At 70.8% G+C, this 20146-nt stretch carries 21 protein-coding genes and 1 pseudogene; 14 read left to right on the top strand and 8 right to left on the bottom strand.

Annotated elements, in window-relative coordinates; all coding sequences use genetic code 11:
- Positions 1-213: 213 nt before the first annotated feature.
- Complete coding sequence (locus tag RDV84_RS03235; protein WP_078996594.1) at positions 214-378, top strand: DUF1328 domain-containing protein; 165 nt, start codon at positions 214-216, stop codon at positions 376-378.
- Positions 379-503: 125 nt separating this feature from the next.
- Here the strand turns inward: RDV84_RS03235 and RDV84_RS03230 are convergent, their stop codons facing one another.
- Positions 504-1454 carry a LysR family transcriptional regulator gene (locus RDV84_RS03230; RefSeq protein ID WP_309152420.1) on the bottom strand — a complete coding sequence of 317 codons (951 nt, stop codon included), beginning with the start codon at positions 1452-1454 and terminating at the stop codon, positions 504-506.
- Between the two features lie 144 nt (positions 1455-1598).
- Here RDV84_RS03230 and pcaD point away from each other — a divergent pair, with 144 nt between their 5' ends.
- From pcaD to RDV84_RS03215, 3 genes are all read left to right on the top strand, one after another.
- A complete protein-coding gene (gene pcaD / locus RDV84_RS03225; RefSeq protein WP_309152419.1) occupies positions 1599-2429 on the top strand; it encodes a 3-oxoadipate enol-lactonase in 831 nt (276 codons plus the stop codon).
- 91 nt (positions 2430-2520) lie between these two features.
- Complete coding sequence (locus RDV84_RS03220) at positions 2521-2772, top strand: hypothetical protein (RefSeq protein WP_057946189.1); 252 nt, start codon at positions 2521-2523, stop codon at positions 2770-2772.
- Between the two features lie 212 nt (positions 2773-2984).
- Positions 2985-4241, top strand: a complete 1257-nt coding sequence (locus RDV84_RS03215) for a D-amino acid dehydrogenase (RefSeq protein WP_309153674.1) — start codon at positions 2985-2987, stop codon at positions 4239-4241.
- A gap of 215 nt (positions 4242-4456) precedes the next feature.
- On the opposite strand, the gene RDV84_RS03210 is transcribed toward RDV84_RS03215, so the two are convergent.
- Positions 4457-5125, bottom strand: coding sequence for an arylesterase (locus RDV84_RS03210; RefSeq protein WP_309152418.1), 669 nt, complete (start codon positions 5123-5125; stop codon positions 4457-4459).
- A gap of 140 nt (positions 5126-5265) precedes the next feature.
- On the opposite strand from RDV84_RS03210, the gene RDV84_RS03205 reads away from it, so the two are divergent.
- Both RDV84_RS03205 and RDV84_RS03200 read left to right on the top strand, forming a co-directional pair.
- A complete protein-coding gene (locus RDV84_RS03205) occupies positions 5266-6030 on the top strand; it encodes an ABC transporter ATP-binding protein (RefSeq protein ID WP_309152417.1) in 765 nt (254 codons plus the stop codon).
- Between the two features lies 1 nt (position 6031).
- Entirely contained in the window at positions 6032-8536 is a 2505-nt protein-coding gene (locus RDV84_RS03200; RefSeq protein WP_309152416.1) for an ABC transporter permease, read from the top strand.
- Between the two features lie 136 nt (positions 8537-8672).
- On the opposite strand, the gene RDV84_RS03195 is transcribed toward RDV84_RS03200, so the two are convergent.
- Positions 8673-8930 (bottom strand): hypothetical protein, encoded by a 258-nt coding sequence (locus RDV84_RS03195; protein ID WP_078996601.1) that lies wholly within the window; start codon positions 8928-8930, stop codon positions 8673-8675.
- On the opposite strand from RDV84_RS03195, the pseudogene RDV84_RS25820 reads away from it, so the two are divergent.
- Positions 8869-9090 (top strand): annotated as a pseudogene (locus tag RDV84_RS25820) (DUF6053 domain-containing protein); the annotation flags it as partial. The gene RDV84_RS03195 and the pseudogene RDV84_RS25820 overlap by 62 nt on opposite strands.
- Positions 9091-9116: 26 nt before the next feature.
- Here the strand turns inward: RDV84_RS25820 and RDV84_RS03190 are convergent.
- Positions 9117-9893, bottom strand: a complete 777-nt coding sequence (locus RDV84_RS03190) for a hypothetical protein (protein WP_309152415.1) — start codon at positions 9891-9893, stop codon at positions 9117-9119.
- A gap of 91 nt (positions 9894-9984) precedes the next feature.
- On the opposite strand from RDV84_RS03190, the gene RDV84_RS03185 reads away from it, so the two are divergent.
- Genes RDV84_RS03185 through RDV84_RS03175 form a run of 3 tightly spaced genes read left to right on the top strand, consistent with a single transcriptional unit; the run spans position 9985 to position 12444 of the window.
- Entirely contained in the window at positions 9985-11037 is a 1053-nt protein-coding gene (locus RDV84_RS03185; protein WP_250446596.1) for a class I SAM-dependent methyltransferase, read from the top strand.
- Positions 11034-11735, top strand: coding sequence for a pseudouridine synthase (locus RDV84_RS03180; RefSeq protein ID WP_078996604.1), 702 nt, complete (start codon positions 11034-11036; stop codon positions 11733-11735). Before RDV84_RS03185 ends, RDV84_RS03180 begins: the two co-directional genes overlap by 4 nt.
- A 7-nt stretch (positions 11736-11742) precedes the next feature.
- A complete protein-coding gene (locus RDV84_RS03175; RefSeq protein ID WP_309152414.1) occupies positions 11743-12444 on the top strand; it encodes an HAD family hydrolase in 702 nt (233 codons plus the stop codon).
- A 95-nt stretch (positions 12445-12539) separates the two neighbouring features.
- Here RDV84_RS03175 and RDV84_RS03170 read toward each other — a convergent pair whose 3' ends face one another.
- The 4 genes from RDV84_RS03170 to RDV84_RS03155 all read right to left on the bottom strand — a co-directional run bounded on the left by RDV84_RS03170 (position 12540) and on the right by RDV84_RS03155 (position 16300).
- Positions 12540-13970 (bottom strand): hypothetical protein, encoded by a 1431-nt coding sequence (locus RDV84_RS03170; protein ID WP_309152413.1) that lies wholly within the window; start codon positions 13968-13970, stop codon positions 12540-12542.
- A complete protein-coding gene (locus tag RDV84_RS03165; RefSeq protein ID WP_309152412.1) occupies positions 13963-14640 on the bottom strand; it encodes a hypothetical protein in 678 nt (225 codons plus the stop codon). Before RDV84_RS03165 ends, RDV84_RS03170 begins: the two co-directional genes overlap by 8 nt.
- A 610-nt stretch (positions 14641-15250) precedes the next feature.
- The gene (locus tag RDV84_RS03160; RefSeq protein ID WP_078996607.1) at positions 15251-15808 is read right to left on the bottom strand and encodes a DUF1415 domain-containing protein; all 558 of its coding nucleotides are present in this window, start codon (positions 15806-15808) and stop codon (positions 15251-15253) included.
- Between the two features lie 9 nt (positions 15809-15817).
- Positions 15818-16300, bottom strand: a complete 483-nt coding sequence (locus RDV84_RS03155) for a YajQ family cyclic di-GMP-binding protein (protein ID WP_057946199.1) — start codon at positions 16298-16300, stop codon at positions 15818-15820.
- 219 nt (positions 16301-16519) lie between these two features.
- Between RDV84_RS03155 and RDV84_RS03150 the strand changes: the two genes are divergently transcribed.
- The 4 genes from RDV84_RS03150 to RDV84_RS03135 all read left to right on the top strand — a co-directional run bounded on the left by RDV84_RS03150 (position 16520) and on the right by RDV84_RS03135 (position 20103).
- Positions 16520-17575 (top strand): NAD(P)-dependent alcohol dehydrogenase, encoded by a 1056-nt coding sequence (locus RDV84_RS03150; RefSeq protein ID WP_309152411.1) that lies wholly within the window; start codon positions 16520-16522, stop codon positions 17573-17575.
- 60 nt (positions 17576-17635) lie between these two features.
- Positions 17636-18181 (top strand): CcdC protein domain-containing protein, encoded by a 546-nt coding sequence (locus RDV84_RS03145; RefSeq protein WP_309152410.1) that lies wholly within the window; start codon positions 17636-17638, stop codon positions 18179-18181.
- Positions 18182-18319: 138 nt separating this feature from the next.
- The gene (locus RDV84_RS03140; RefSeq protein ID WP_309152409.1) at positions 18320-19204 is read left to right on the top strand and encodes a DMT family transporter; all 885 of its coding nucleotides are present in this window, start codon (positions 18320-18322) and stop codon (positions 19202-19204) included.
- 98 nt (positions 19205-19302) lie between these two features.
- A complete protein-coding gene (locus RDV84_RS03135; protein WP_309152408.1) occupies positions 19303-20103 on the top strand; it encodes a VOC family protein in 801 nt (266 codons plus the stop codon).
- The last annotated feature ends 43 nt before the right edge of the window (positions 20104-20146 follow it).

Here is a 20146-nt window from a genome sequence, read left to right as displayed (position 1 = left end):
TTCGGGCTGAACCGTACAGCCGCGGCGTGAAATCGCGCCAACGCCGCGTTAACGAAACGATGAGGGCGCTGAAGCCGCGCTGCACGGCGATGCGCGTCGGCGCGCGCAGGCGCGCTTCGTCACCGTGCGCCAACCTGCGCTGGGCGAGGATCGATCCACAAGCTTCGGGCCGCATCGGCACCCGCAGCGCACACACGCAGCCAGGAGGATCCCATGCTTCATTACGCCGTCGTGTTCTTCGTCATCGCCCTGATCGCCGCCGTGCTGGGCTTCACCGGCATCGCCGGCGCGGCCAGCAACATCGCCTGGATCCTGTTCGTGGTGTTCGTGGTGCTGGCGATCATCTCGCTGCTGCGCGGCCGTCGTCCGGCGGCGTGACCCAAGCGCGAGTCCTCGCAACCCGATGCGGCGCGCGGCGCCGCCCAGCCGGACCGGTTCGCCGGTCCGGCTTCGTTTTGGGCGCAGGGCCGGTGTGCGCGGTCGTGCTGTTCTGATCGCGTGTTTTATCGCGCGCGCTTGCGTGGCGCGGCGGCTTCGCCGACCGGCGCCGCCAGCGCGGCGCGTATTTGCGGCGCCTGCGCCCGCAGGTGATCCCACAGCCGCGTGGCCACCGGCCCGTGCGCGCGATCGCGCCGGCGCGCGGCGACCAGGCGTTCGCTGCGGCCCGGCAGGTGGCGCCCGGCGATCGACAGCAAGCGGCCGTCGGCGAGTTCGGCGGCGACCAGAAAATGCGGCATATGCCCCCAGGCCAGGCCGTGCGCGATCAGGTCCTTCTTCATCGACTGATCGGCTACCGTGCACTGCGGCGCACCGTCGATGGTGAAGTAGTCCACCGGCGGCGAATGCCGCGCGCTGTCGCGCATCACGCATTGGGTGAGCCCGCGCAGTTGCGCGGGCCGGATCGCGCGGTCGATCGGGAACGGCAGGAAGCCCGGCGCGACCACCGGCACCATCCGTACCTCGCCGAGCGCGATCGTCTCCAACTGCGCGTCGCCGGCCTCGGCACGGTGCACGATCAAGTCGGCGCTGTCGTCGAACAGGCGCTCGCGCGGGCCGCTGACCGACTCGAAATGCAGGTGCAGGCGAGTGTGGGCGCAATCGGCGAAGAAGCGGCCGAGCAGGGCCAGCGCCTGCGGCCGCGGGCACAGGTCGCCGAGCACGATGTGCAGCTCGCTTTCCTCGCCCATCGCCAGTTGCTCGGCATGGCTGCGCAGCGCCTGCATTTCGGCGAGCAGGCCTTGCGCGCGGCGGTGGAACGAACGTCCGGCCGCGGTCGCCGCGACCCGGTAGCCGCTGCGGTCGAGCAGGGGCAGCCCGGTCTGCCGCTCCAGCCGCGCCACCGCGGCGAACACCGCCGGATGCGAGCGGTGCAGGCGCGCGGCCGCGGCCTGGAAGCCGCCGGCCTGGATCACCGCGTCGAAGCATTGCAGGTCGTGCAGGGTGAATCCGGACATGGCGGCCTATGTTCCACAATATCTACAGAGAGTGTGCGTTCTTTGTAATATCAATCCGGGCGAACGGCAATCAGGATGCGCGGCATGCGGCGGCATCGAAGGCGATGCCCGAGCCGCGATACCGATCCTGTCCCGGAGCCCGCCATGAGCATCGTCGCCGCCGTTCCCAATCCCGTTCCCAACACTGTTTCCGGCCATGTCGTCGCCGGCGACGGCACCCGCATCGCCTACCGCTTCGACGGCGACTCCGAGCGCCCCGTGCTGGTGCTGTCCAATTCCATCGCCACCGACCTGCACATGTGGGACGCGCAGATCCCGGCGCTGAGCGCGCGTTTTCGCGTGCTGCGCTACGACGCGCGCGGCCACGGCGGCTCCGACGCGCCGGCCGGCGCCTATTCGCTGGACCGGCTCGGCCGCGACGTGCTCGAACTGCTCGACGCGTTGGGCCTGGAGCGCGTGCATTTCCTCGGCCTGTCGCTGGGCGGCTTCGTCGGCCAGTGGCTGGCGATCCGCGCGCCGCAGCGCATCGACCGGCTGGTGCTGAGCAACACCTCCGCGCACCTGGGCCCGGCCGCGGCATTCGACGAACGCATCCGCGAGGCCCTGGCCGCGCCGGACATGAGCGCGATCGCGGCGCGGTTCCTGCGCGACTGGTTCCCGCCGGCGATGCTCGACGCCGCCGATCCGCGCATCGAACCGTTCCGCGACGCTTTGCTGGCGATGCGCGCGACCGGCCTCGCCGGCAGCTTCGCCGCGGTGCGCGACGCCGACCTGCGCCGCACCGCGGCGTCGATCGCCGCGCCGACGCTGGTGATCGCCGGGCGATCCGATCCGGTGACGCTGGCCGAGCACGGCCGCGTCCTCGCGGAAACCGTGCCGGGCGCGCGCTTCTTGCTGTTGCCCGCGGTGCACATGGCCAACATCGAATGCGCCGATGCGTTCGAACGCGCCGTCATCGAATTCCTGACGGCTTGAACGACCGCATCGCCCGATCGCGACCGCCGGCGCGGTCGCGCGCGCGCCGTTGGAGTATCTTCGGCCGGTCTCCGCAAAACGCGCCGCCGTCATGACCGAACGCGAACGCCGCAAGGCCGATGCCGAACTGGTGAGCCCGGTGGGCCTGCGCGCCGGGCTCAACCGCGCCCAGCTCGATGCGCTGGCGACGCTGGAACAGTTCGGCTGGCGCCTGCGTTTCGTGCGCCGGCCGATGTTCCTCGACCCGATCCCGGTGGTGTTCGACAAGGGCGGCACGGTGTTCGTGGTGATCGAGTCCGACGGCTCCTTGAACGACAAGCCCGGCTTCGCGATCCGCAACTGATCGGCGCGGTTCGCGGCGCCGGACTGCGCGCGGCGCAGCGGCGTTGCCTCGGCGCGGGACGCGACCGCGCGCACGAACCCCGATGCCGTCCGCGCGCGCACGTCGGCGCCCCGTTCCGCCTGCGCCAGCGCGGTGCTAGCCTGCCGCGTCGGCGCCGCGGGCGCCTGTCTGGCGCACGCGCGGCCTCGCCGGCGCGGGCGGGGGAGTGGCGCATCAAAGTCCTGATCCTCGGCAGCGGCGTGATCGGCACCGCCGCGGCCTATTACCTGGCGAAGGCCGGCCACGAAGTCGAAGTGGTCGATCGGCGGCGCGCGCCGGCGATGGAGACCAGCTACGCCAACGCTGGCGAGGTCTCGCCGGGCTATTCGGCGCCGTGGGCGGGGCCGGGCGTGCCGCTGAAGGCGATCAAGTGGCTGGCGATGCGCCACCGTCCGCTGGTGATCCGGCCGGCGCTGGACCCGGCGCTGTGGCGTTGGTGTCTGGCGATGCTGCGTAACTGCACCCACGCGCGCTATCGGATCAACAAGGGCCGGATGGTGCGCCTGGCCGAATACAGCCGCGATTGCCTGCGCGAACTGCGCGCCGACACCGGCATCGAATACGACGCGCGCCAACTCGGCACGCTGCAGTTGTTCCGCAGCCAGCGCCAGCTCGACGACGCTGGCAAGGACATCGCGATCCTGCGCGAGTCCGGCGTGGCCTACGAACTGCTCGACCGCGACGGCTGCGCCGCGCACGAGCCGGCGCTGGCGCGGGTGCGCGACAAGTTCGCCGGCGGACTGCGCCTGCCCGGCGACGAGACCGGCGACTGCTTCAAGTTCAGCCAGAACCTCGCCGCGCTGGCGCAGGCGGCGGGCGCGCGTTTCCGTTTCGACACCGAACTGCTCGGCGTGGAAGCCGAAGGCGGGCGCTGGCGCCGCGCGCACACCGATGCCGGCACGCTGGAAGCCGACGCCTGCGTGCTCGCGCTCGGCAGCCATTCGCCGCGTTGGCTGGCGCCGCTGGGGCTGCGCATCCCGGTCTATCCGGTGAAAGGCTATTCGCTGACCCTGCCCATCGTCGACGCCGCCCGCGCGCCGGAGTCGACGGTGATGGACGAGACCCACAAGGTCGCGGTGACCCGCCTGGGCGACCGCATCCGCGTCGGCGGCACGGCCGAGCTGGCCGGCTACGACCTGCGCCTGCATGAGGCGCGGCGCCGCACCCTGGCGCACGTGGTCGGCGATCTGTTCCCGGGTGGCGGCGACGACGCGCGCGCCGAATTCTGGTGCGGGCTGCGGCCGATGACGCCCGACGGCACGCCGCTGCTCGGCGCCACCGCGGTGCGCGGGCTGTACCTGGCGACCGGCCACGGCACCCTGGGCTGGACCATGGCGGCCGGCACCGGACGGGTGCTGGCCGACCTGATCTCGGGCCGCGCGCCGCAGATCGATCTGGACGGGTTGGGGATCGAACGCTACGCGCGCTGAGGCGCGGCTGGGCGAAGCGGCGGAAACCGCGTCGCGATGCAGCCCTGGATGCCCGCTTTCGCGGGCATGACGGTGGGGGACTTCGCGGGCATGACGGCAGGTGGCTTCGCGGGCATGGCAGTGGCTGGCTTCGCGGTGGGCGGTGCCGCTGCAATGGCTGCACACACCGTCATTCCGGCGAAAGCCGGAACCCATTTCGCCGTGGCTCTACGCCCTCACTTCAACATCGGCCCCAGCTTGGTCCACACGTGATCGCGCAGCGCCGGCTGCGCCGCCGCGGTCGGATGCAGGTTGTCGTTCTGGAAGTTGTTGCGGTCGGCCGCGACCGGTTCGAGCAGGAACGGCAGCAGCGGCGCCGAATGCTTCTGCGCCAGTTCGCGGTAATTGCGTTCGAAGCCCTCGGTGTACTCGCGGCCCAGGTTCGGCGGCATGCGCATGCCGATCAGCAGTACCTGCGCCTCGGCCGCCTGCGCGGCCTGGATCATGCGTTCCAGGTTGGCCCGGCTCTGCGCCAGCGGCAGGCCGCGCAGGCCGTCGTTGGAGCCCAGCTCGATCACCACCACCGCGGGCCGGTTGCGCTGCAGTTCACCGGCGATGCGCGCGGCGCCGCCGGCGGTGGTTTCGCCGCTGATGCTGGCGTTGACCACGCGCCAGCCCGGCTTGGCCTGGGCGATGCGCTGCGCGGTCAGCGCCACCCAGCCCTGCGGCGCGGCCAGGCCGTAGCCGGCGGACAGCGAGTCGCCCATGAACAGCACCGTGCGCTGGGCCTTGGCCGCGGGCGCCGCGGGCGCGGGCTTGGCGGCCGAGGCGGGCTGCGCGGCCGCCGGCGCGGCGGCGAGCAGGGCGGCGGCGAGCAGGGCCGCCGCCGGCAGGGCAGGACTCATGGCCCATTGAAGCCGGCGCCGCAGCCCCGCATATCCTTGTTTCGCACAGCGCGCATCGCGTTCGCGCCGCGCGCCGAAACTCTTAAAGATCATTTAATAACGTCTCCCGAAGATGCGGCGAGGCAAGCAGAAGGACGATCATGGCAGTTTCCGACCTGGCCGCACCGATCATGGCCGATGAGCTCGCGCAAAACGATGAACGAGCGCAGACCGGGCGCTCGCCCGATCCCGCGCGCCCGATCACCCTGGACGTGCGCGGGCTCGGCAAGCGCGTGAGCCTGCCGTCGGGCGAGCTCACCATCCTCGATGGGGTCGGTTTTTCCATCGCCAAGGGCGACACGGTCGCCATCGTCGGCGCGTCCGGCTCGGGCAAGAGCACCTTGCTGTCGCTGCTCGCCGGCCTGGATTCGCCCAGCGCCGGCAGCGTCGAGCTCGACGGCGAGACCATTTCCGCGCTCGACGAGGACGGCCGCGCGCGCGTGCGCGGCGAGAAGGTCGGCTTCGTGTTCCAGAGCTTCCAGTTGCTGCCGTCGCTGACCGCGCTGGAGAACGTGATGCTGCCGCTGGAGCTGCGCGGCGACCGCGACGCGCAAGCGCCGGCGCGCGCGATCCTGGACAAGGTCGGCCTCGGCCAGCGCCTGGACCACTATCCGCGCCAGCTCTCCGGCGGCGAACAGCAGCGCGTGGCGCTGGCGCGCGCGTTCGTGACCCGGCCTTCGTTGCTGTTCGCCGACGAGCCCACCGGCAACCTCGACACCCACACCGGCCAGGCGATCATCGAATTGTTGTTCCAGCTCAACGCCGATGCCGGCACCACCCTGATCCTGGTGACCCACGACGATCATCTGGCCGCGCGCTGCCATCGCTGCATCCGCCTGGACAGCGGCCGCCTGGTGCAGGCCTGACATGGGCCGCACGATCGCGATGGCGTGGCGCCAGCTGCGCCGCGACCTCAAGGCCGGCGATGTGCGCATCCTGCTCGCCGCGCTGGTGCTGGCGGTGCTGGCGGTGACCGCGGTCGGCTTCGTCACCGACCGCGCCGAGCGCGCGCTGGCGATCGAGGCCAATCGCCTGCTCGGCGGCGACGCGGTGGTGCGCGCCGACCAACCCATCGCCGGCAAGTTGCGCGCGGCGGCCAACGCGCCGGAACTGCGCCGCGCCGAAGCGACCGAACTGCAGACCATGATCCGGGTCGGCGAGCGCCTGCAGCTCGGCGACCTGCGCGCGCTCGGCCAAGGCTTCCCGCTGCGCGGCGCGTTCCGCATCGCCGACCGCGCCGGCGGTGCCGAGCGCGACGCGCCCGGCGTGCCCGCGCCGGGCACGGTGTGGATGAGCCAGGCCGGCGCCGATACCCTCGGCGCGCGGGTCGGCCAGGAGATCGCCATCGGCGACGCGCGCCTGCGCCTGGCCGCGCTGGTGACCCAGGAGCCCGATGCGTCGCTGGACTACTTCAACATCGCGCCGAAGGTGTTCCTCAATCTTTCCGATCTACCGGGCACGGGTTTGATCCAGCCCGGCAGCCGCATCCGCTATCGCCTGGTCGTGGCCGGCCCGGCGGCGGCGGTGGAGCGCTTCGTCGCCGCGGCCAAGCCCGCGCTCGGCCGCGGCCAGCGCCTGGAGACCATCGCCGACGCGCGCCCGGAAGTGCGTTCCGCGCTCGACCGCGCCGGCCGTTTCCTCGGCCTGGCCGCGCTGGTGTCGGTGGTGCTGGCGGCGGTCGCGGTAGCGATGGCCGCGCGCCGCCACAGCGAGCGCCACCTGTCCGGCACCGCGGTGATGCGTTGCCTCGGCGCCAGCCAGCGCACCCTGGTCGGCATCCACGTCGGCGAGATGGTGTTGCTGGGCCTGCTCGCCAGCGCGATCGGCGTGAGCTTGGCGTTCGCCCTGCAATGGGCGATCGGCGGCTGGCTGGAGCAATCGCTGAAGATGTCGATCCCGCCGGCCGGGCTGTTGCCCGCGCTGCAGGGCTTCGCCGTCGGTCTGGTGGTGCTGCTGGCGTTCGGCGCGCCGCCGGTGTTGGCGTTGCGGCGGGTGCCGGCGTTGCGGGTGTTGCGCCGCGATCTCGACGCGACCGAGCCCAGCGCCTGGCTGGTCGCGCTGGCCGGCCTCGGCGGCCTGGCCGCGCTGCTGTGGTGGAAGGCCGGCTCGCTGCTGCTCGGCGCGTACATGCTCGGCGGGATCGTCGTCACCTTCGCGGTGCTGGCGTTGTTGGCGCTGGGCTTGATCGTCGCGGTGCGGCGCCTGCGCTCGCGCCTGCGCGGCGCGCTGCGCTACGGGCTGGCCAACGTCAGCCGCCGCGCCGGCGCCAGCATCGCCCAGGTCTCGGCGCTGGGCCTGGGCCTGATGGCGCTGCTGCTGCTGACTTTCGTGCGCACCGATCTGCTCGACCGCTGGCAGCTGGCGCTGTCGGCCGACGCGCCGAACCGTTTCATCATCAACGTGCAGCAGGACCAGATGGCGGACGTGCGCCGCTTCATCGGCGAACAGGGCATCGGCGAACCGATCCTGTTCCCGATGATCCGCGCGCGCCTGGTCAGCCACAACGGCAAGCCGGTGACCGGCGACAGCTACGCCGCGCGCGGCGACCGCGCCAAGCAACTGGCCGAGCGCGAGTTCAACCTGTCGGTGGCCGATACGCTGCGCGACGACAACAAGGTCACCGACGGCAAATTCTGGGCGCCGCGCAAACTGGCCCAGCCGGAGGTGTCGGTCGAGGAAGGCTTCGCCGAAACCCTGGGCTGGAAGGTCGGCGACCGCATCGGCTTCGACATCGCCGGGCAGCCGTACGAGGCCAGGATCGGCAGCCTGCGCAAGGTCGATTGGGAAAGCTTCCGGCCGAACTTCTTCGTGATCGGCTCGCCCGGCTCGATGGACGGTTACGCCGCCAGCTACATCACCGCGATCAGCGTGCCGGCGGCCAATACGCGGTTCACATCGCAATTGGTCGAGCGCTTTCCGAACCTGTCGGTGATCGACGTCGAGCAGGTGCTCAAGCAGGTGCGCAGCACCGCCGACCAGGTCTCGACCGTGGTCGAGGTGGTGTTCTACTTCTCGCTGTTCGCGGGCGTGCTGGTGCTGATGGCGGCGGTCAGCGCGAGCCAGGACGAGCGCCTGCTCGAAGGCGGGGTGATGCGCGTGCTCGGCGGCAGCCGCGGGCAGCTGCGGCTGGCGCAGGCCTCGGAGTTCGCGGCGATCGGGCTGTTGTCGGGCTTGGTCGCGGCGATCGCGGCCTCGGCGCTGGCCGGCGTGGTCGCGGTGAAGGTGTTCGACCTGCCGTGGGAATTCGACTGGCGCATGGCCGCGGCCGGCGGCGCGGCGGGCATGCTGGCGGCGTTGGCGGCGGGGATGTTCGCGACGCGGCGGGTGTTGGATGCGCCACCTTCGGTGACGTTGCGCGAATTGCAGAACTGAGGCGTTGCCCTCATCCGCCCTTCGGGCACCTACTCCGGAAAGCGGGAGTAGGAACCGCCAGCGACGATCACGAACGATGCTTCAGCCCTGAGCCCCTCTCCCGCTTGCGGGAGAGGGGTTGGGGTGAGGGCCGAGCTCAAACGCTCAACTGCGGCTCGGCCTCGAACCTGCGCGCATAGCCGCGCTCGTCGGCCACGCGTTCGATCTCGCCGTCGGCCAGTTCCGGTGCCGCATACACCGCGTAGACGATGTCGCCTTCGCGCAATCCCACGTGGTGCAATCGATAGCGCGCCTTGCCGCTGCCGGTGTCCGGCGGGTAGTGGCGCGGCGCGGTGCCGCCTTCCAGGTCGAGTTCGCTGTTGTCGACGGTGCCGCCGACGAAGAGGGCTCGCATTGCGCAACGCTCCTGTGGTGAACGAGGTTTCATCCTCGCGGCGGCGGCGTTGGGGAAAGATGAAGCGGATGTTTGCATTGTGGGAGGGTCTTCAGGCCCGACGCTTTTGTTTCAGGTCGCGGCGATCCGGGACAAAAGCATCGGGACTGAAGTCCCTCCCACCACAGCCAAGCCAAGGGTGAGAGTTCACTCGCCCGGCGACAGATGCCCGGAAAACACCCGGTGCTTCGGATGCAGCCGCAACCACGCGGTCTGCGCGAGCAGCACGCCGCCGATGCCCACGGCGACCCACGCCGCCGTCGCCGCGCCCGGCAGGGCCGACTCCGACTGCTTCGCATACACCCCGGCCAAGCCCCACAGCGCCGCCAGCACATAGCCCGCGCTGCCGCGCATGCGCGCGTTCGCGGCCAGCAACACCAGCGCCGCGGCCGCGAACAGGACCAGGCTCCACGGCAGCATCGCGTCCACCGGCGCCAGCCGATACGCCACGATCACCTGCGCGGTGTTCAGGAACGCCGCCAGCGACAGCCAGCCGGCGTGCAGGCCGATCGCGAAGCCGGCCCACAGCGCCTGTCCCGGCAGCGGGGTGGGGTCGCGCGCCAGCACCATCGCGGCCCAAGCCAGGCAGGCCAGGGCCAGCCAGATCGTCGCCAGCGCCAGCCAGAACCATTGTTGCGAGAACAGCGGCATCCACAGCGCGGTCAACATGAAACCGGCCGCCGCAGCCGGGCGCACCCGCAGCAGGGTGTCGTCCTCGCGCCAGCGCGCGCGCAGCTGGCAGACGGCGAAGATCAGGTCGAGCAGGAAGATCGGGCCCCAGATCGCGAACGCATAGCCGGCGGCCACCAGCAAAGTGGGGTAGCGGTCGGAAATCTCGCCGTTGTCGGGGCCGAAATAGCCCTGTTGCGAAAACCAGGCCACCGCCGGCATCAGCGCGGCCGCGATCAGCACGGGCAGGCGCACGGTGGGCGCTCCTTGGATCGATTGCGATGCCCACACCCTAACCCCGGGCCGCGTAAAATCGGCGCGATGAACCTCTCTGCCGCTGCCCGCCATGCGCGTTGACCGCTCCGACGACGCGCTCGACACCCTGTTCCAACCCTTCGCCGACGGCGTGCTGGCCTGGCCCGGCGAGGCCTTGTTCCTGCGCGCGCGCGACGGCGTCGGCCTGCGCCAGGCGCCGCGCCCCGGGCTGCTGTGCGAACAGGACTTCAAGCCCGCCGCCGACGCGCTGGAGCGCGGCGGCCTGGACGCGATCGAGCTTGAGTCGCTTGACCCGCAGCGCCGTTTCCCGCTGGTGCTGGTGCTGCCGCCGCGCCAGCGCGAGGAAGCGCGCGCGCTGTTCGCCCAGGCCGTGGCGCGCTGCGCGCCGGGCGGGCGGGTGCTGGCGTGCATGCGCAACGACGAGGGCGCGCGCTCGGGCGAGGACGATCTGGCCAAGCTCGCCGGCAAGGTCGGCAGCCTGTCCAAGCGCAAATGCCGCGCGTTCTGGAGCGCGCCGCTGCAAGGCCCGGCCGATCCGGCGCTGGTGCGCGCATGGTCGGCGCTGGATGCGCCGCGCGACATCCTCGGCGGCCGTTTCCGCAGCCGCCCCGGGGTGTTCGCCTGGGACCGCATCGACCCGGCCTCGGCCCTGCTCGCCGCGCACCTGCCGGCCGACCTGGCCGGCCGCGCCGCCGATCTCGGCGCCGGCTACGGCTATCTGGCGGCCGAGCTGCTGGCGCGCTGCCCGCGCATCGCCTCGCTCGATCTGTACGAAGCCCAGGCGCGCGCGGTCGCGCTGGCCCGCCACAACCTCGACGGCGCGCGGGTGCCGGTGGAAAGCTTCTGGCACGACGTCACCGCCGGCCTGCCGCGCCGCTACGACGTCATCGTCAGCAATCCGCCGTTCCACGCCCAGGGCCGCGAGGAACGCCCGGACATCGGCCGCCGCTTCATCCAGGTGGCCGCGCAGTCGCTGGAGCGCGGCGGCCGTTTCTGGATGGTCGCCAACCGCCACCTGCCTTACGAACAGGCGCTGGACGAGCACTTCGGCGAAGTCCGCACCGTCGCCCAGGACGGCGGTTTCAAGGTCGTGGAAGCGCGCGGCGCGCGGGGCCGGGCATGAAGCTGGTCAAGCTGATCGCCAATCTCGGCTACGGCAGCCGCAAGGACGTGGCCGCGATGTTCCGCCAGGGCCGCATCGCCGATGCCGACGGCGAGGTGTTGTACGCCGACGACCAGGTCGAACACGCCGCGATCCGCATCGATGGCGAGCCGCTCGACCCGCCGGCCGGGCTGGCGCTGATGCTGCACAAGCCGGTCGGCTACACCTGCTCGACCAAGGACCCCGGCCGGGTCGTCTACGACCTGCTGCCGCCGCGCTTCCGCCTGCGCTCGCCGTTGCTGTCGCCGGTCGGCCGGCTCGACCGCGACACCAGCGGCCTGCTGCTGCTGACCGACGACGGCGCGCTGCTGCACCGGATCGTTTCGCCGAAGGCCAAGCTCGGCAAGGTCTATGAAGCTACCCTGGCCTCGGACCTGCGCGGCGACGAAGCGGCGACGTTCGCCAGCGGCGAGCTGATGCTGGAATCGGAAAAGACCCCGCTGGCGCCGGCGCTGTTGGAAACGCTGGAACCGCGGCGGGCGCGGCTGACGTTGACCGAGGGCCGCTATCACCAGGTGCGGCGGATGTTCGCCGCGGTCGGCAACCATGTCGAAGCGCTGCACCGCGCGCGCATCGGCGGCTTGTCGTTGCAGGATTTGCCGAGCGGGCAATGGCGCGCGCTCGACTCCACCGATCTCGAGACCCTGTTCCGTGGCTGAAACCCCCGTGGCTGAGACTTCCGTGGCGTTGGAGTTCGTTCCCGACGCCGTGCTGTTCGACATGGACGGCCTGATGCTCGACAGCGAGCAGGCGATGCTGGAAACCTGGCGCGAAGCCGCCGTGGCCGAAAATCTCGCCGCCGGGGACGAGGTGTGGCTGGCGATGGTCGGCATGCACGACCGCGCCAGCCTCGCCCACCTCAGCGGGCATTTCGGCGCCGAGGCTGCGGCCCGCCTGCGCGACGCCAGCTATCGGCTCTACGACGAACGTGTCGCCGCCGGCTTGCCGCGCAAACGCGGCCTGCTGGAACTGCTCGACTTGCTCGACGCGCACCGCGTGCCCAAGGCGGTCGCGACCTCGACCCAGCGCCCGCGCGCGCTGGCCAAGCTCGCCGCGAGCGGCTTGATCGAGCGCTTCGACGCGATCGTCGCCGGCAGCGACGTCGAACACCCCAAGCCGGCGCCGGACATCTACCTGCTGGCCGCGCGCGAGCTCGGCGTCGACGTGCGCCGCTGCGTGGTGCTGGAGGATTCCGAGCCCGGCGTGCGCGCCGCGCTCGCGGCCGGGGCGACGCCGATCCAGGTGCCCGACCTGGTCGCGCCGGGCGAGGAACTGCGCGCGTTCGGCCATCGCATCGTGGCGTCGCTGGAGCAGGCGCGGGATTTGCTGGAACGTGCGCTGTCGAAGAGCGCGGCCCGGGCCGGCTGAGCGATCGCACGCGCCAGCTGCGCTCCGATTCCGTCGTTCCGGCGGAGGCCGGAATCCATTTCGATTCGATCCGCGGCCGCGCCTCCGACGGCGCCCTAGCGCGTCATCCTGGGGCCGGTCGGGCCATCCGGGCCTTGCGTCGGGGCCTGAGCCTGCTGCCGGGCCTGTTGCTGGTTGAGTTGCTCGACCCGTTCCAGACTCGTCTGCGCGTGCGCTCGGGCTGCGCTGTCGGCGTCGATCGCCAGATGGTGGTGCGGCCCGGCCGGTCCGTGCGGGGAGGCATACCCGATGAGGTTCGTGCGTCCATCCGCGCCCATGCCGATCATGACCCCGGAGAGGTTGGCCCCCACGGTCGGGTCTGCCTTCACGGCCGCCAAACCGGCTGCGGCGAGGTTGCGGGCCTCGGTCTGGCTCCAGCGGCCGTCGGCCTGGGCCGCGCGATGGAACATCTCGAAGGCCGCGTGATCGGGGTGGCCGGGATGGTCCGCCCGCATCGGCGCCGCCCTTTCGGCCACGGTGTCTTTGGGGGCCTTGTCCATTCCCGAACTCGTGTCCCGAACCATCTTGAGTTCGGGCTTGCCGTGGCTGGTGTCCGTGAACCCGAAGCGGTTGCTGGGGGTGTCCAGGTCGACCCCGTTGCGTTCGATCTGCCCCAGGTCGAGCTTGAGGCGATGCAGATCCAGCCGGACTTCCGGCACCGCCCGCGTGGTTCCTACCGCGGCGTCGGCGTGGGCGGAAGCGATGGTGGTCAGCACTTGAGGGCCGTAGTAGTTGCGGTAGTTCGAGTCTCCGTGCCGGCCCAGCGTGGCGCTCTGGTCGTAGTGGCAGGCCGCCACGGCCTCCACGGCCGCGCTCTTGAAGCGGTTGCCGGTCAACTGCATGCCGTCGTCGCGCAGGCTGATGCCTGGGGCCAAGGTCGCTTTGTTGGTGCCCTCTGCTACCTTCACGCAGCTTGTGGTGGCCGCGGCGCGCACCAAGAACTCGCTCTTGTCGAACCGGTCGGCCTGTCCGCCTGAAACGCGGCTGGCGAGGGCGTTCAAGCCCACCAGTTCGGCCAAGGCCTCGTCCCTGCGGGTGAAATCGAGGTAGCGCTGGCTCTCGCGGGTCAAGTCGACATAGGACGCGTTGCCGACGCCGTCGTTCAACGCCGCGCCGACATCGTGAGAAAACCTCTGGAGTTCGAGGCTGCGTGCGTTGGCGGTGAGCGCGTGGCCGGTTTCGTGCCCGAGCGTGCTGGTGATGATGTCCAGGCGGGTCTGTTCTTTGAACGTTTTGTTGGTGAAGCTGTCCGCGCTGAGGAATACCGTGCCGCTTTCCTTGTCGTAGTGGCCGCCTTCGTGTTTCTCGATGCTCACGTCGATGCGTTTGAGAGCTCGCTGGTTCGCCGCGTCGACCATTACGGCAGCAAGGTACGGCGAACTCGCGATTGCCGCTTCGACGTCGCGCGCCGCACCCGGAGGAATGCCCGGCTGGCTGGCGAACGCGCCGACTATCGTGCGCAGTTGCGAAGGCAGTGGCTTAGCCATGATCGACCTCGGCATCATCGGCGGTGATCTCGATGTAGAGCACACAAGGACGTCCCTTGGGCTGATCGCCGCCAGTGGCTCGGTAGAGGTTCACGACCAGGTAGAAGGTGATGTTGTTGGCTGGCCAGTCCTTGCGGTAAGACCAGAACTCCCTGAGATAGAGCGGGCTTTCGGCGCCCCAGTACCCCAGTTTGACGATGTCCTCGTGGAGGGGGGCAAAGTCGAGGCCGCAGGTGGACAAGGCGTTTTCCGCGTCTCGCGGATCCCCTCTCCAGCCCTCGGGAATGAAGCGGATTTCGATTCGCTTGCCCGGCATGTCGCGACCGGCCGACCCCACCGTGATGTAGTAGCGTCCTGCGCTTCCCAGGCGGCCTCGCACCACTTGGAGATCCGGCTCCTCTGGGTCCGGGCCGAACGGAACGTTCAAAACCTTCGCCACGGCCGAGGTTTCGGTGTCCCGGACGGTCCTCAGCCCCGCGATCAGCTTGAGAACCCGCGTGCGCAACTCCTCGGTCTCCAGCGCAGGGCCCTGCGGCAGCGGGAGCGCGGTGGCGGCCGCAATGCGCGGCGCCGACCCGGAGGCTGGGCCGGCGGCCCGGTCGGATGCCGCGGCGGCGTCGTCGGCGGCCTGTTCTGGCGTGATGGACGCGGCGGAATCGGGGGCCGTCATGGCGGGCTGCTCCTGGCGGGACGCTGCGACGGGGTCGGTCGCTGGCTGGGCGCACGCCGCCACGCCAGCCAAAGCAAGCGCCAAGAAGCACCAGCGGCCGTGCGGGCGGGATTTGGGGCGGTGAGGGCGATCCGCGGGGCGAATGGCGGCAGTGCGTGTCATCGGATCCATCCTTCGCCGCGTCCATCGCCTGGGTGCCCGGCGAGGCCAACGATGCGCAGCTTTTGGTTGTGCATCAAGGCCCATTTTGAGGAGGCGATCAAGCGGGCAACGCGATGCGGGCCCCAGATCGAAAGGCCCATTCGAGAGGTGTGTCCGCTTGGCACGCGGAGTGTACCTGGCACCTGTCTGGCCAACGCCAAGGGTCAAGAGCGAGTCCGGGTCGCCCGAAGGTTCCGGCGATGCAGCCGGTCGACGTCGCGCCTGGCAACAGCGAAGTTGCGGTCGCGACAATTCTCAAAGAACACCTTCGGTGCCGAACTCCCGCTTCGCTGGTGGCTGGAGTCGATGGCCGCGCATCTGCAGCGGCGCGACGCGTCCGTGGGCCACGCGGATCGGGAATGAAGCGTTTTGGTTTTACCCCGGCGATCTCAACGCAACCGCATCGAACTCAGCCGCCGAAATTCCACGCCGACAGCTTGCGCCACCCCTCGGCGCCGAGCTTTTCCAGCGTCGCCAGATTGCGCTCCACGATCGCGTCGGGATCGGGAAACGCCGCCACCGCGCGCTCCACGCTGCTTTCGCGCAACAGGTGCAAGGTGGGGTAGGGCGAGCGGTTGGTGCAGTTGCCGATGTCGTCGAAGGCGGTGCCGGCGAACTGGTAGTCCGGGTGGAAGCTGGCGATCTGGATCTCGCCTTCCAGGTCCAGCAGCGCCACCGCTTCGTCGGCGAGATCGAGGAAGTCGTTGAACTCGAGGAAGTCGGTCAGCGCCTGCGGATGGATCAACAACGTGGTGTCGATCCGCTCGGCCGGGGTCTGTTCCAGCAGCACCAGTTCCGACGAGAGTTCTTCCAGCAACTGTTCCGGCGTGCGCGCATGGCTCAGCACGAAGCGGATCTGGCGCTTGGCCAGCACCGCCTTGGCGAACGGGCACAGGTTCAGCCCGATCACCGCGCGCTCCAGCCAGCGCACGGTTTCGGCGACGGGATCGGGACCGCGCTCGTCCACGCCGCGGGCTCAGTCGCGGAAGTTGTCGTACTGCAGCGGGCGCTCGAAGTCGCCGGCGCGCAGCAGGGCGATGGCGGCCTGCAGGTCGTCGCGCTTCTTGCCGGTCACGCGCAGCTTGTCGCCGTTGATCTGGGTCTCGACCTTGAGCTTGGCGTCCTTGATCGCCGCGGCGATCTTCTTCGCCAGCTTCTGCTCGATGCCCTGCTGCACGGCGATCTTCTGCCGCGCGCCGGCCAGGTTGGTCTCGATGTCGCCGAACTCCAGGCAGCGCGCGTCGATCTGCCGCGCCGACAGGCGCTGACGCAGGATCTGGGTCATCTGCTCGAGCTGGAACTCGCTCGGCGCCGACTGGGTGATCTGCTTGTCGTCGAGGACGAACTTGGCATCCACGCCCTTGAAGTCGAAGCGGGTGGACAGCTCGCGGTTGGCCTGGTCGACCGCGTTGGTGAGCTCGTGGGTATCGACTTCGGAAACCACGTCGAAAGAAGGCATGGCGCACTCGCACGATGGGGGAAACGCCGCACAGGGTAGCGCAAGCGCGGCGGCGATACGCAGCGTTGCAGCGGCGCAGCGCTCGCGGGCGCGTCGGATTGACGCCGGCGCGACGCCGCGCGCCTAGAATGAACGGCCCAGCGCCCGTCCGCCCCGGTCACGACCCGGGGCCGATCCGCGGCGGCCGCTGCGTCCCGTCCACGCCACCTGGAATCCCCCATGCCCAAGACCGCTGCCTACGCCGCGCAGAACGCGCATTCGCCCCTGGCCCCGTTCTCGATCGACCGCCGCGAACCCGGCCCGGACGAGGTGCTGATCGACATCCTCTACTGCGGCGTCTGCCATTCCGACATCCACCAGGCCCGCGACGAGTGGGGCGGTTCGATCTTCCCGATGGTGCCGGGCCACGAGATCGTCGGCCGGGTCGCCCGGGCCGGCGCCAACGTCAAGAATTTCAACGTCGGCGACGCCGTCGGCGTCGGCTGCTTCGTCGACTCCTGCCGCGAATGCGCGCAGTGCAAGGCCGGCGAAGAGCAGTACTGCGACCAGGGCATGACCGGCACCTACAACTCGACCGAGCGCGGCAGCGGCGCGCCGACCTACGGCGGCTACTCGACCCGCATTACCGTCGACCAGGCCTACGTGCTGCGCATCCCCGAATCGATCCCGCTCGACCGCGCCGCGCCGCTGCTGTGCGCCGGCATCACCACCTATTCGCCGCTGCGCCACTACGGCGTCAAGGCCGGCGACGAACTGGCCGTGGTCGGCCTCGGCGGCCTGGGCCACATGGCGGTCAAGCTGGCGGTGGCGATGGGCGCGCGGGTGACCGTGCTGAGCACCTCCGAGTCCAAGCGCGAAGCCGCGCTGGAACTCGGCGCGCACGCCTTCGCCGCGACCCGCGACAAGGACACCTTCAAGCGCCTGGGGCGCAGCTTCGACTTCGTCATCGACACGGTCTCCGGCGAGCACGACTACAACGCCTACCTGAGCCTGCTCAAGGTCGACGGCACCATGGTCCTGCTCGGCGTGCCGGAAAAGCCCACGCCGGTCGCGGCCGGCGCGCTGATCATGCAGCGGCGCAAGCTCGGCGGCTCGCTGATCGGCGGCATCCGCGAGACCCAGGAGATGCTCGACTTCTGCGCCGAGCACGGCGTGGCCTCGGACATCGAACTGATCGGCATCGAGTCGATCAACGAGGCCTACGAGCGGATGATCAAGGGCGATGTGCGCTACCGCTTCGTGATCGACATCGCCAGCCTCGAAAACGCGGCCTGATCGGGGCCGGCGGGAGGGCCCGACACCCTCCCGCGTCCCGCGGGGCCGTAGACTGCCCCCATGCCGCTGCTGCTCATCCCGCTCGCCCTGCTGGCCCTGGCCCTGTTGTGGGCGCTGCTGATCCCGGTCGGCCTGATCCAGCGCTACCGTTACGGCAAGGCCCGCCGGCGCGCGCTCGGTTGGGCGGTGAGCCTGGGCGCGGGGTTCTCGCTGTTGTCGCTGCTGCTGTTCTTCGCCGGCGCCTGGGTGTCGGGCCACTGGGTCGCCGACGCGCCGCTGTTCGCCGCCGGCGGACTCGCGGCCGGGCTGTTGCTCGGCGCGCTCGGCCTGGCCCTGACCCGGTTCGAGGACGAACCGCGCGGCCTCTACTACACCCCCAGCCGCTGGATCGCGCTCGGCCTGACCTTGCTGATCGCCGCGCGCCTGGGTTACGGCCTGTGGCAGGGCCTGCACGCGTGGAGCGCCGACGCGGCGCACGCCTGGCTGCCGCGCCAGGGCGGCCTGTTCGCGATCGGCGGGCTGCTGCTGGGCTATTACCTGGTCTACACCCTCGGCCTGCGCCGCCGCTTGCGCCGGCATCGCCTGGCCGGTGCGCCGTCGCCCTGACACCCTGCTGCCAGGCGCTGGCAGCAGGCGGATGACGGCCCGCCGCGGCCGGGTCATGATGCCGGACCCCGACGCCGCTTCCGCCATGACTCCGCCGTTCTCCCGCCGCTTCGCCGCCGCCTCCGCGGCGTCCGCGCCATGACCGCCGCCAACCCGCACGCGCGCCGCGCCATCGCCACCATGCTGGCGGCGGTGTTGATGTTCTCGATGATGGACGCGCTGCTGAAGCTGCTGTCCGAACATTACCCGCCGTTCCAGGTGGCGACCCTGCGCGGCGCCTCGTCGCTGCCGTTCGTGCTGGCCTGGGCCTTCGCCAGCGGCGGCAGCCGCAGCCTGCTGCGGGTGCGCTGGCCGCTGCACCTGCTGCGCGGCGCGCTCGGCATCGGGATGATGGCGTCGTTCGTCTACGGCGTGAACCGGTTGCCGCTGTCGACCGCGTACTCGATCTTCTTCATCGCCCCGCTGTTGATCACGGCCCTGTCCGGCCCGGTGCTGGGCGAACGGGTCGGGCCGCGGCGCTGGGTCGCCATCGGCATCGGCCTGCTCGGCGTGCTGGTGCTGCTGCGGCCGACCGGCGCGGGCATGTTCAGCGTCGCCGCGCTGGCGATCCTCGGCGCGGCGCTGGGCTACGCGGTCACCGCGATCACCGTGCGCGTGCTCGCGCGCACCGACAGCACCCAGGCGATGATGGTCTGGCTGATGACGCTGATGACCCTCGGCGCCGGCGCGCTGGCCTGGCAGGACTGGGTGCCGCTGCGCGCCGAGCACGCCTGGCTGATCGCCGGCCTGGGCGTGGCCGGCTCGCTCGGCCAGTACGCGGTCACCGAGGCCTTCCGCCTCGGCGAGGCCTCGCTGATCGCGCCGCTGGAATACACCGCGCTGATCTGGGGGGTGATCCTGGACCTGACCCTGTGGGGCGTGCTGCCCGACGCGGTCACCTGGATCGGCGCCGCGATCATCGTCGCCAGCGGGTTGTACCTGCTGCGGCGCGAGCGCGTTCACCTCGAAGCTGAACATCCTTAAAGACCGCGGCGTTTTCTCGCCGCAGCGCGCCATGACGGCCGCCGCCGCCGGAGTTACTGTCGAGACGCAGTCGGCAGTAGCACGGGGGAAACATCGCGATGACCGCACTCGTCCACGCTCCGGGGGCTCCGTGCTGGTTCGAGTTGGCCACCGACGACCAGCCGGCGATCGAAGCCTTCTACCGCGCGCTGTTCGGCTGGACGGTCGAGCGCACGCCGATGCCCGACGGCAGCCTCTACACCATCTTCAAGCTCGACGGCCGCGACGTCGCCGGCACCTACACCCTGGTGCCCGGCGCGGTGACCGGCATCGACGGCATCGGCGGCCCGCACTGGGGCGTGTATTTCCGCACCGCCGACTGCGACAAGGCGGTCGCGCGCGCGGTCGCGCTGGGCGGGCGCATGGTTGCCGCGCCGTTCGAACTGATGGAGCACGTGCGCATGGCGGTATGCGCCGACCCCGAAGGCGTGGTGTTCTCGCTGGCGCAGCAGCGCGCCCATCCCGGGGTGGACGCGCTGGGAGTCGACAACGCGGTGTGCTGGGCCGAACTGGCCACCGGAGACATCGACCGCGCCGAACGCTATTACCAGCAACTGTTCGGCTGGCGCATGCGCAGCCATCCGAGCGGACCGGACGGCTACCGGGTGTTCGCCGACGGGCAGCGCATGCTCGGCGGCCTGCTGCAGATGCGGCCGGAGTGGCGCGGCCTGGCCCCGCACTGGTCGATCTACCTGCAGGTCGCGGACGTGGAGGCCTGCGTGCAGCGCGCGCTGGCGCTGGGCGGACGGCTGGAGGCGGCGCCGTTCGAGGCCACCGGCGTGGTCCGCATCGCGCGCCTGAGCGATCCGCGCGGCGCTGGGTTCTACCTGATCCAGTTCCTCGACGACGGCTCCGGCTGAGCGGTGCGCACGGCGGGACGAACCCGTCGATAAGACGCGCGCG

This window comes from Lysobacter yananisis, from assembly GCF_031199375.1.
Lineage (GTDB): Bacteria > Pseudomonadota > Gammaproteobacteria > Xanthomonadales > Xanthomonadaceae > Lysobacter > Lysobacter yananisis.
The sequence above is the reverse complement of the archived record's forward strand: the minus strand, read 5'-3'. Positions and strand labels throughout refer to the sequence as shown.

Bases quoted from the DNA above. Each gene is read 5' to 3' on its own strand.
- RDV84_RS03205 (WP_309152417.1), top strand. From the start codon at position 5,266: ATGGCAGTTTCCGACCTGGCCGCACCGATCATGGCCGATGAGCTCGCG.
- RDV84_RS03155 (WP_057946199.1), bottom strand. From the start codon at position 16,300: ATGCCTTCTTTCGACGTGGTTTCCGAAGTCGATACCCACGAGCTCACC.
- RDV84_RS03180 (WP_078996604.1), top strand. From the start codon at position 11,034: ATGAAGCTGGTCAAGCTGATCGCCAATCTCGGCTACGGCAGCCGCAAG.
- RDV84_RS03185 (WP_250446596.1), top strand. From the start codon at position 9,985: ATGCGCGTTGACCGCTCCGACGACGCGCTCGACACCCTGTTCCAACCC.
- RDV84_RS03140 (WP_309152409.1), top strand. From the start codon at position 18,320: ATGACCGCCGCCAACCCGCACGCGCGCCGCGCCATCGCCACCATGCTG.
- RDV84_RS03165 (WP_309152412.1), bottom strand. From the start codon at position 14,640: ATGACGGCCCCCGATTCCGCCGCGTCCATCACGCCAGAACAGGCCGCC.
- RDV84_RS03210 (WP_309152418.1), bottom strand. From the start codon at position 5,125: ATGAGTCCTGCCCTGCCGGCGGCGGCCCTGCTCGCCGCCGCCCTGCTC.
- RDV84_RS03230 (WP_309152420.1), bottom strand. From the start codon at position 1,454: ATGTCCGGATTCACCCTGCACGACCTGCAATGCTTCGACGCGGTGATC.
- RDV84_RS03200 (WP_309152416.1), top strand. From the start codon at position 6,032: ATGGGCCGCACGATCGCGATGGCGTGGCGCCAGCTGCGCCGCGACCTC.
- RDV84_RS03220 (WP_057946189.1), top strand. From the start codon at position 2,521: ATGACCGAACGCGAACGCCGCAAGGCCGATGCCGAACTGGTGAGCCCG.
- RDV84_RS03195 (WP_078996601.1), bottom strand. From the start codon at position 8,930: ATGCGAGCCCTCTTCGTCGGCGGCACCGTCGACAACAGCGAACTCGAC.
- pcaD (WP_309152419.1), top strand. From the start codon at position 1,599: ATGAGCATCGTCGCCGCCGTTCCCAATCCCGTTCCCAACACTGTTTCC.
- RDV84_RS03235 (WP_078996594.1), top strand. From the start codon at position 214: ATGCTTCATTACGCCGTCGTGTTCTTCGTCATCGCCCTGATCGCCGCC.
- RDV84_RS03150 (WP_309152411.1), top strand. From the start codon at position 16,520: ATGCCCAAGACCGCTGCCTACGCCGCGCAGAACGCGCATTCGCCCCTG.
- RDV84_RS03170 (WP_309152413.1), bottom strand. From the start codon at position 13,970: ATGGCTAAGCCACTGCCTTCGCAACTGCGCACGATAGTCGGCGCGTTC.
- RDV84_RS03145 (WP_309152410.1), top strand. From the start codon at position 17,636: ATGCCGCTGCTGCTCATCCCGCTCGCCCTGCTGGCCCTGGCCCTGTTG.
- RDV84_RS03135 (WP_309152408.1), top strand. From the start codon at position 19,303: ATGACCGCACTCGTCCACGCTCCGGGGGCTCCGTGCTGGTTCGAGTTG.